Consider the following 5,862-nt stretch of genomic DNA (forward strand, 5'->3'; position numbering starts at 1 on the left):
TAACTGTATATTAAGTTACTTCATTAGTAACTTAATGGTATTTGGTTACAAAACGAGTAACTTTTAAAAAGCACAAACGGAGGAGTAAAAATGGAAGATGAAAAACAAAAACTTTTAAAACAAATTAATATACAAAAAAACTTTGTTTTTTACCTGCAATATTTACTAGACAAAACACAAAAGAACAGGCAGAAAAATAGAACCGTTGTGTCTAAAAAAACAGGCAGAGTGTTTTTCAGGATGCCTACGATTATGGAAAGATTTTTTGACATTGAGTTTGCAAAATACCTTATACTAAAAGATATATATTTTTCAGAGTTTTCCGATGAAAACATAGAAGATTATTTGGGTAAAAATAGAAGCTTTACAATCCCAACTAAATTTACAAGCTACCGAATGAACAGATATGTGGTAAAAAACTATGAAAACTATTTTGTTTTGCTGTATTATTTTAAGGCAAAATACAATGTGAAAATAACTGACAAATTTTTGTATTTAATATATATAGCAACAGATCTACCCCCAGCGGTGTTAGCTTTCATGCAGTTACACACAAAAAAACGATTTAGAAGTTACAGAAAAATCGAAATCAATTGGGAACAGTTTTTTCAAGACAATCCGCAAGTTAAAGATGCGGTTGAAAGAGTTGAGAATTTATTATTAAGGGGTAAAAATGGGAAAAACGGCTGAAGAAAAGCAAATGTCGTATCCAAATTAATCAAAAACAAGCGATAGATAAATTTTTTCTATCGCTTAATAAAGTAGCCACTAGCCGTTGACGGCTTCTTTAAGTTTTACACCTGCTTTAAACATAGGAAGCTTGGATTCAGGTATTTGAATTTTTTCTTTGGTTTGTGGGTTTATGCCAACTCTTGCTGCTCTTTTTGATACATAGAACTTTCCAAAGCCAACTATGTTTATTTCTTTTTCTTGAGAAAGAGTCTCTGATACAGTTTCTACAAAAGCATCAATAAACTCTAAGGAGTCTTTTTGGCTTTTTTTGGTTTTCTCTGACAATAGTTTGGCTAGTTCTGTTTTTCCTATTGACTCTGGCATTTATAAAACCTCCTAAATAAATATCTGTATTTTTTTATTTAGCCATAAACAAAGCTTTTTGTAAAGAGAAAAAATACACCAAAAGCAATAGAAAGGGTTTGTTTATATGGTATCCTTTTTGTTTTACTTCTTTTTGTTTTTTGCATTTGTTTGTTTGGTTTGTTTTTCTTCTTTCTTTGGTAATTCATTTACGGCTTTCTTGAATGTTGAGCCTACCCTAAAGGCAGGAAGCCTATATGCAGGTATGGTTATTGGTTTTCCAGTTTGAGGGTTTCTTCCTTTTCTTTGAGCTCTGTTTGAGATATAAAATGTTCCAAAGTCGCTAAATAAGAGTTTTTCACCAGATTTTACAACTTCCACAATTGACTCAAGCGTGGCATTTAGCAGTGCTTTGGTTTGCTCTTGAGGCAAGTTGGCTTTTTTTGAGAGAACTTTTACAAATTCATTTTTTGTCATAAGCTTTTCTCCTTTAAAAAGTTTTTAAAATGCCAAAAGATTTTATTAAGCTATTGTATTTTTTGCTTTTTGTCAATGGTTTTTAGACTTTTAGCTTTTTTTAAATAGCATCAATCTGCAAAAGAGCGCTGTTTGTTTTGCTTTTTAAAACCATTTATGCTAATTAGTAATATGTAAGTAAACCAAAAGGAGTATAGAATGGCTCTAATAAAGCATTCAAGCAGTATGCCTTTAGCATACAAGAACACAAAAATAGCATACTTAAGCGAGGATCAGCTAAACGCTATAACTCAAGAGTTTATGGACTATTATGATAAGTCGGATAAAAACTATCGTAAAAAACGTGGCAGATACTGGATTGCTTTTTTGTTTTTAAAACATACCGGAGCAAGACTCAATGAAGTATTAAGCATAGATGACAATACTGATATAGATTTTAGAAACTCAGAAGTAAAGCTTATTACTCTAAAACAAAAGAAAAAGACATTCCGTATAGTGCCTTTGCCTGCAAACATAATAAGTGAAGTGGCTACATTTATAGCTCAGTTTCCAGATACAAAAGGCACAGTGTTTAAAGGGTTGAAAGATAGCAATTTTAGAAAAAAATTCTATGAGCTTGCTCAAAAGGCAGGCCTGCCAAAAGATATCTCTCACCCACATATTCTAAGACATACAAGAGCAATAGATTTACTAAAAGCAGGAGTTCCTGTAACAGTTGTACAAGACCTATTGGGACACTCTTCATTAACCACCACTGCAATCTACCTAAGAATAAGTGCTCAAGAAGCAAAGTGGATATTGAAGGAAAAGGGGTTTATATAAATAGGGCTTGGAGACTTTTTTGTGGGCCATTTTGGCCGTTCAATCTTTTGTGTCAAACCTGAATGAAAATGTCTCTAAAATTCACATTTTCGCATAAAGCGTAATTTCAACTTTCTATAAACTCTTCAATTTTTACATCAGCCTGTTTAAGTATAGCTTTTAAAGTGCCTTCAGGGATATCTCCTGGATGATTTGGAATTGTTGTATATTTGTTTGTTTTTGGATTATACCAGATTTCGTGACTGCCAGCTGCCTGTCTTGCAAACTCAAAACCAAACTTTTTTAATCTTTTTACAACATCTCTATATTTAAAACCAGACAATCTACCCACTACTTATAAACCTACAATAATTGGGATTTGAAGATTGTTGTAAACAATTTCTTCTTCGCTAAAGTCTTTATTTTGAAGCTCTATCAATTTTTTAGCTACATCTCTTGCTATTTCAATAGTTTCTTCAATTGTTCTGCCTTGGGCAATAAGACCTTGAATATCATCAGATGTTGCAAGATAAAGACCTTCTGGAAGTTTTTCTATTTTGATATTTATAAGTTTTTCCATAGTTCAACCTCCTTAATTTTAATCTACTGCTTTTAATTCTTATGTCAATTTATTTTTGCAAAAGTGTCTTAAAACTACTTTACAGTTTACCCATACACGCAATTTAAGGGGTCTTAGAGCACATGTTTGGACTCAGTTAATAGAAAACCATTACCCAGCTCAAAAAAGACTCAAATTTTGCGTGTATTTGGATGTGGCTTATTTTTTCTACGTTGCAGCAGCCCATTCATCCGCTTCTTTAACTATAGCTGCAACTTTTGATAATTTTACATCAAAATCGAAATTGTGCTGTGTGTACATAATATGCTTTAAATATATTTGATCTTCTAACGATAGAATATTGTAGTCTTGAAAGTATTCATTTAAAAGTTCAACGCCTAAATTTTTATGTCCAAGCATATCTCCTTTGCTTGTGTATTGATATACGAAAGTTTCTCCTGTTTTTGTATAAGCTTTTGTTTTTCCTATATCATGTAGTAAAGCACCCGTAATTGCAAAATCTTGCTCTTTCTGAGAAAGACCCAATGAGCTTTCTAAAGCTTTCCTTGCTGTTTTTATAGTATGTATTATAAGTCCGTGTTTAAAACTATCGTGACTTCTAATAGATGCTGGAAACACACTGAATTTACTTATCAAATTTGCATTTAAAAAAACCTTTTTAATAAATTCATGTAAAGATTCATCTTTAATGAAATCAATTATTTTATGAAGTTCTATTATGTAGTGCTTTGCTTTATTAGAAAAATAAACAGTGTCAAATAAGCTTTCAATACAATATGGCATTGTTTCAAACGAGTTTATCTTTAAACTTTTGTCTATTAATACATAATCTATAAGTTTTACATAGGTGTTTTTTTCAATACTACTGTGCTCATTAAAGATAATACCATATCTTACATTTTCTTTTCCAAATAATCTAAGTCTTTTATACATTTTACCGTTTATTGTTGTATGGTTATAAACATCAGAAATAAAAGTAAAGTTTACCATAAAAACACCTCCTGTGTATTCCAATTAATCGGAATACACACATATAATATTCCGTATATACGGAATGTCAAGTTGAAAAAATTTATTTTTTTATCTATAATAAAAATATGGATATTGGAATTAAATTATCCGCTCAAGCTATAAAACAGATAAAAGATAGGTATTCTACCTATGATTTATCAAAATACCTAAACCACGATTTAGCTTCTAGACTTCTAAAAGGTGATGCAAACATAACACTTAGGAATTTTGTAAAACTGTGTATACTTATGGACTGGGATATACCACCTCAATTAGAAGTAATACAAAAAAACAATAATACTAATTAGACTATTTGTTTGCTTGTAGGGCCCAGAAAAAACGTTTAAAAAAACCTTTATTTTTTACTTTTTGATACTCTTCTAAAAGTCCTTGTAAACGTCCCACTTCAAACATTGCCTTTGCCAACTTATCTTGTGCTTCGCTTGCAACTTCTACTGGTACAAGCGATTGGCTTGTCATCATAAGTCCATAATTAACTAATTTTGCAAATGTATCCATATCAGAACTTAAACCTTCCTTGCTTTTAAACTCTTCATACTTTTTTAGAGTATCAGTGGTCATCACAAAACATTTCTGCTTATTTTCTGCCATTTAAAAGCCTCCATGGTATAAAATTGTAAAACATTTTATATAATTTTATACCATTTTAGTTTAAAATATTATTTTGTCAATAAAAATTAGTACCAACAATTGTATACCATGTTAAAGAATATTAGACTTTTAAATGACAGTTTTGATGGTTTGTTTTGCGTTCTTTTGATTATTTATGTTATTTTAACCTGAGTTCGATTTAAGCGGCCTCCAACATATCAGGGTATCTTCTTATAGATGGTTTCTTTGGCAAATAGGTATATGCTATTAGAGTGCACAAGCAGTTGGCAAAAGCATTAATAGGGTTTTTTGTGTCTTGTGTGTTCCAGTTGTAGTGTATTTTTGAGTTCATCGTTTACGGTTTCAATAATTGCTCTTTTTCTAAGCGATATTTTGTCTTCAAGAAACATAAGCTTGTTTTTTATGTTCTTTCTTTAGTCTGTTGCACATATAATCCAGATAAAAATACTTGAAGTTTCTGTAGTGTGATAAATGGAATAAGATCATTATCGTTATTACTTCACTTTCAGATAGCTTGTATGGTCTATTTTTCTTCTTGGTTTTTTCTTAGGTGCTACATTATCCTATACACAGATGTTTTTAGACTAACATCCATAAGTTTATAGATTTTTTCGGCATCCAATGTGTAAAAAGTGCTTTAAAACCAAACACAGGAAAGTCTGTATTGCAGGAAGCTGTATATTTATGAACAGAAGTTATTCAGATTACATTGATGATATTTAATTGAATGCGATTATTTGCTAAATGCCTCTCGTAATATATCTTATGAAGATTTTATTCATAACTCACATCTGAAAAGGGCATTTGTTAGAAGTTTAGAGATTATAGGCGAAGCTTCAAAAAAGCTGCCTAAAGAAGTTAAGCAAAAATATAAACATATTCCATGGAAACAAATTTCCGGCATGAGAGATAAACTTGCCCATGATTACTTCGGTGTAGATTATGAAGTAATATGGCAAACAGTTATTAAAGATATTGCGGAAATTTACGAATTATTAAAAGAAGATGAGAATTAAAAAATCCGAACCCAATTTAACCAATATCATAAAAAAGGGTAAGCCAAATAAATAAACAAATTTAACCAGTATATCTTTACATAATTATAACCGCATAAAGCTATACAGAATAAACCCAAATTCTGAAAACCCTGAATTCTAAGAAATGCTTTTAAATCAGCATTTTACATTTCTTAAATAGCAGACTGGTATGTCAACTTTATACGATTTTAGGTATTTTAGGGTAAATAGAGTTGCATACATCAATATTTTTTCTTGTCAACAACATTGGTTTTTGGTAGTATCGCATTTATAAAAACGGTGATTTAC

Annotated in this window: 10 protein-coding genes and 1 pseudogene; 4 read left to right on the top strand and 7 right to left on the bottom strand. The window is 30.7% G+C overall.

What is annotated here, in order from left to right; translation table 11 throughout:
• The first annotated feature begins 90 nt into the window (after positions 1-90).
• Positions 91-690, top strand: a complete 600-nt coding sequence (locus BLQ93_RS09260) for a hypothetical protein (protein ID WP_092129835.1) — start codon at positions 91-93, stop codon at positions 688-690.
• A gap of 78 nt (positions 691-768) precedes the next feature.
• Here BLQ93_RS09260 and BLQ93_RS09265 read toward each other — a convergent pair whose 3' ends face one another.
• Positions 769-1,056: an HU family DNA-binding protein gene (locus tag BLQ93_RS09265; protein WP_216818776.1), complete on the bottom strand. Its 288-nt coding sequence runs from the start codon at positions 1,054-1,056 to the stop codon at positions 769-771.
• Between the two features lie 123 nt (positions 1,057-1,179).
• On the bottom strand, positions 1,180-1,512 hold the full coding sequence (locus tag BLQ93_RS09270; RefSeq protein WP_092129837.1) for an HU family DNA-binding protein: 333 nt from the start codon (positions 1,510-1,512) through the stop codon (positions 1,180-1,182).
• Positions 1,513-1,710: 198 nt separating this feature from the next.
• Between BLQ93_RS09270 and BLQ93_RS09275 the strand changes: the two genes are divergently transcribed.
• A complete protein-coding gene (locus BLQ93_RS09275; RefSeq protein WP_173801037.1) occupies positions 1,711-2,334 on the top strand; it encodes a tyrosine-type recombinase/integrase in 624 nt (207 codons plus the stop codon).
• A gap of 106 nt (positions 2,335-2,440) precedes the next feature.
• Here BLQ93_RS09275 and BLQ93_RS09280 read toward each other — a convergent pair whose 3' ends face one another.
• From BLQ93_RS09280 to BLQ93_RS09290, 3 genes are all read right to left on the bottom strand, one after another.
• Positions 2,441-2,665, bottom strand: a complete 225-nt coding sequence (locus tag BLQ93_RS09280; RefSeq protein ID WP_092129839.1) for a type II toxin-antitoxin system HicA family toxin — start codon at positions 2,663-2,665, stop codon at positions 2,441-2,443.
• Positions 2,666-2,668: 3 nt separating this feature from the next.
• Positions 2,669-2,893: a type II toxin-antitoxin system HicB family antitoxin gene (locus tag BLQ93_RS09285; RefSeq protein WP_092129841.1), complete on the bottom strand. Its 225-nt coding sequence runs from the start codon at positions 2,891-2,893 to the stop codon at positions 2,669-2,671.
• A gap of 207 nt (positions 2,894-3,100) precedes the next feature.
• Positions 3,101-3,883 (bottom strand): HD domain-containing protein, encoded by a 783-nt coding sequence (locus BLQ93_RS09290; RefSeq protein ID WP_092129843.1) that lies wholly within the window; start codon positions 3,881-3,883, stop codon positions 3,101-3,103.
• A gap of 107 nt (positions 3,884-3,990) precedes the next feature.
• Here BLQ93_RS09290 and BLQ93_RS09295 point away from each other — a divergent pair, with 107 nt between their 5' ends.
• A complete protein-coding gene (locus tag BLQ93_RS09295; protein ID WP_092129845.1) occupies positions 3,991-4,212 on the top strand; it encodes a hypothetical protein in 222 nt (73 codons plus the stop codon).
• Between the two features lies 1 nt (position 4,213).
• On the opposite strand, the gene BLQ93_RS09300 is transcribed toward BLQ93_RS09295, so the two are convergent.
• Positions 4,214-4,516 carry a hypothetical protein gene (locus tag BLQ93_RS09300; RefSeq protein ID WP_092129847.1) on the bottom strand — a complete coding sequence of 101 codons (303 nt, stop codon included), beginning with the start codon at positions 4,514-4,516 and terminating at the stop codon, positions 4,214-4,216.
• A gap of 199 nt (positions 4,517-4,715) precedes the next feature.
• Positions 4,716-4,950 (bottom strand): annotated as a pseudogene (locus tag BLQ93_RS09695) (transposase); the annotation flags it as partial.
• Positions 4,951-5,274: 324 nt separating this feature from the next.
• Between BLQ93_RS09695 and BLQ93_RS09310 the strand changes: the two are divergent.
• Entirely contained in the window at positions 5,275-5,553 is a 279-nt protein-coding gene (locus tag BLQ93_RS09310) for a HepT-like ribonuclease domain-containing protein (protein ID WP_216818779.1), read from the top strand.
• Positions 5,554-5,862: the final 309 nt, after the last annotated feature.

Origin of the sequence: Desulfurella multipotens (assembly GCF_900101285.1) — a bacterium.
GTDB lineage: Bacteria > Campylobacterota_A > Desulfurellia > Desulfurellales > Desulfurellaceae > Desulfurella > Desulfurella acetivorans.

Coding starts and splice junctions, on each gene's coding strand:
- BLQ93_RS09265 (WP_216818776.1), bottom strand. CDS start 1,056: ATGCCAGAGTCAATAGGAAAAACAGAACTAGCCAAACTATTGTCAGAG.
- BLQ93_RS09290 (WP_092129843.1), bottom strand. CDS start 3,883: ATGGTAAACTTTACTTTTATTTCTGATGTTTATAACCATACAACAATA.
- BLQ93_RS09295 (WP_092129845.1), top strand. CDS start 3,991: ATGGATATTGGAATTAAATTATCCGCTCAAGCTATAAAACAGATAAAA.
- BLQ93_RS09260 (WP_092129835.1), top strand. CDS start 91: ATGGAAGATGAAAAACAAAAACTTTTAAAACAAATTAATATACAAAAA.
- BLQ93_RS09270 (WP_092129837.1), bottom strand. CDS start 1,512: ATGACAAAAAATGAATTTGTAAAAGTTCTCTCAAAAAAAGCCAACTTG.
- BLQ93_RS09300 (WP_092129847.1), bottom strand. CDS start 4,516: ATGGCAGAAAATAAGCAGAAATGTTTTGTGATGACCACTGATACTCTA.
- BLQ93_RS09285 (WP_092129841.1), bottom strand. CDS start 2,893: ATGGAAAAACTTATAAATATCAAAATAGAAAAACTTCCAGAAGGTCTT.
- BLQ93_RS09275 (WP_173801037.1), top strand. CDS start 1,711: ATGGCTCTAATAAAGCATTCAAGCAGTATGCCTTTAGCATACAAGAAC.